This window comes from Polaribacter sp., from assembly GCF_049276715.1.
In the GTDB taxonomy this organism is placed as follows: Bacteria; Bacteroidota; Bacteroidia; order Flavobacteriales; family Flavobacteriaceae; genus Polaribacter.
Map to the genome: position 1 here is coordinate 1 of NZ_JBASWY010000045.1, position 1,792 is coordinate 1,792.

4 protein-coding genes are annotated in these 1,792 nt (G+C 29.1%); 1 reads left to right on the plus strand and 3 read right to left on the minus strand.

What is annotated here, in order from left to right; translation table 11 throughout:
• A partial coding sequence (locus WAO74_RS12255; protein WP_422162529.1) for a competence/damage-inducible protein A occupies positions 1-339 on the minus strand: 339 nt, incomplete at its 3' end.
• A gap of 101 nt (positions 340-440) precedes the next feature.
• Between WAO74_RS12255 and WAO74_RS12260 the strand changes: the two genes are divergently transcribed.
• The gene (locus tag WAO74_RS12260; protein WP_422162530.1) at positions 441-854 is read left to right on the plus strand and encodes a hypothetical protein; all 414 of its coding nucleotides are present in this window, start codon (positions 441-443) and stop codon (positions 852-854) included.
• A gap of 4 nt (positions 855-858) precedes the next feature.
• On the opposite strand, the gene WAO74_RS12265 is transcribed toward WAO74_RS12260, so the two are convergent.
• Together WAO74_RS12265 and WAO74_RS12270 are read right to left on the minus strand one after the other, a co-directional pair.
• Positions 859-1,470, minus strand: coding sequence for a fumarylacetoacetate hydrolase family protein (locus WAO74_RS12265; RefSeq protein ID WP_422162532.1), 612 nt, complete (start codon positions 1,468-1,470; stop codon positions 859-861).
• A 74-nt stretch (positions 1,471-1,544) separates the two neighbouring features.
• Positions 1,545-1,792, minus strand: a 248-nt coding sequence (locus WAO74_RS12270; RefSeq protein ID WP_422162533.1) for an enoyl-CoA hydratase-related protein, incomplete at its 5' end; no start/stop codon positions are given.

The window sequence follows — 1,792 nt, forward strand, 5'->3', positions numbered from 1 at the left end:
AACCTCTGTAAACGGATAGTTTAATTTAGCAAACATTTCTTTACTCTGTTCAACTATTTCTTCATTCAGGACTAAAATATCATTAAAATATTCAGCTAAAGTTAATTTAGTAATATCATCTTTTGTAGGTCCTAAGCCTCCTGTTATAATCACAATATCACAATTAAAGTGTGCTTCTTTTACAGCTTTTAATATATGCTCTTTATCATCTTGAATAGAAGTAATTTGATATACTGAAACCCCAATTCTATTCAATTCTGAAGCTATCCATTTCGAATTTGAATCTAGTATTTGACCAATTAAAATTTCATCTCCAATAGTAATTATTTCTGCATTCATTCTAATACAATAATTTTTCGCTAAAAATACTAATTACAACGCAACCTTTCGCTATATTTAGTATCTATTTTATATATAAACCCCTAAAAATCACTACAGCTATGAAAACACTTAATAACCTAAATGACAATGATTTACTCAATCAAGTAGAAACCTGTACTTTACCACCTGAATTATTCAATCATGAAACTCAATTGAGACTTTCGTGGATTTTAATTAACAAATATGGCTTAGAAGTTGCTACACACAAAAACTGTAAAATAAAAGAGAATTTTTTCATCAAAGCCTTAAATAGTAGTAAGTTTAATCTTCCTTTAACGAAAGCTTACACAGAAATTTTATATTATTTTATGGGAAAATCATCTACCAAAGATTTTGATAAACTATTAAGAGAATTTCCACGATTAAAATATGACTTTAAAAGACTTGTGCAAACCCATTATGGTTTTGATAGTTTAAAAGAACATAGAACTGAAGATATTAAACCTTTAGGGACTATTTTATTTACGTTTTAATAAATTATTTAATTTTTATTGAAAATAATTCTTGTTCCTTAATTGCGCCAACAAGTACATCATTCTCAACTACTTTCCCAACACCTGCAGGAGTTCCTGTGAAAATTACATCACCTTTTTTAAGCGTAAAAAATTGAGAAACATAGGCTATTAATTCATCTATTTTCCAAAGCATTGCATTGGTATTTCCATCTTGCACTAACACTGAATTTTTATGTAATGAAAACTTTAAATCGTTTAAATCTCCTAAATTTTCTTTTGGAATAAATTCACTAATTACAGCACTACCATCAAAAGCTTTTGCTTTTTCCCAAGGCAAGCCTTTTTCTTTACATTTATCTTGAATATCACGCGCTGTAAAATCGATTCCTAACCCAATTTCATCGTAATATTTATGGGCAAATTTTTCATCTATATACTTTCCAACTTTATTAATTTTAACTAATATTTCAACTTCATAGTGAATATCATTTGAAAAAGGTGGAATAAAAAAAGGCTGATTCTTTGCTAAAATTGCTGAATCTGGCTTTAAAAAAATAACCGGATTATCAGGTTTTTCACTCGCTAATTCCTCTATATGTTTTGCGTAATTACGACCTATGCAAATAATTTTCATGTGCACCTTTTTAATTTCCCCAAAGGGAAAAAATTAATTATCATTTTAAATAGACTTTGTTAATTTTCAATTGACTAAGGAATCCATTTCTTTTCAAAATTAGGAGCGCGCTTTTCTAAAAATGCGTTTCTTCCTTCTTTTGCTTCATCAGTCATATAAGCTAAACGTGTTGCTTCACCTGCAAAAACTTGTTGCCCAACCATTCCATCATCCGTTAAATTCATAGCAAATTTCAACATTCTTATAGATGTTGGGGATTTTGCTAATATCTCCTGTGCCCATTCATACGCAGTATCTTCTAATTCATCATGAGGAATTACAG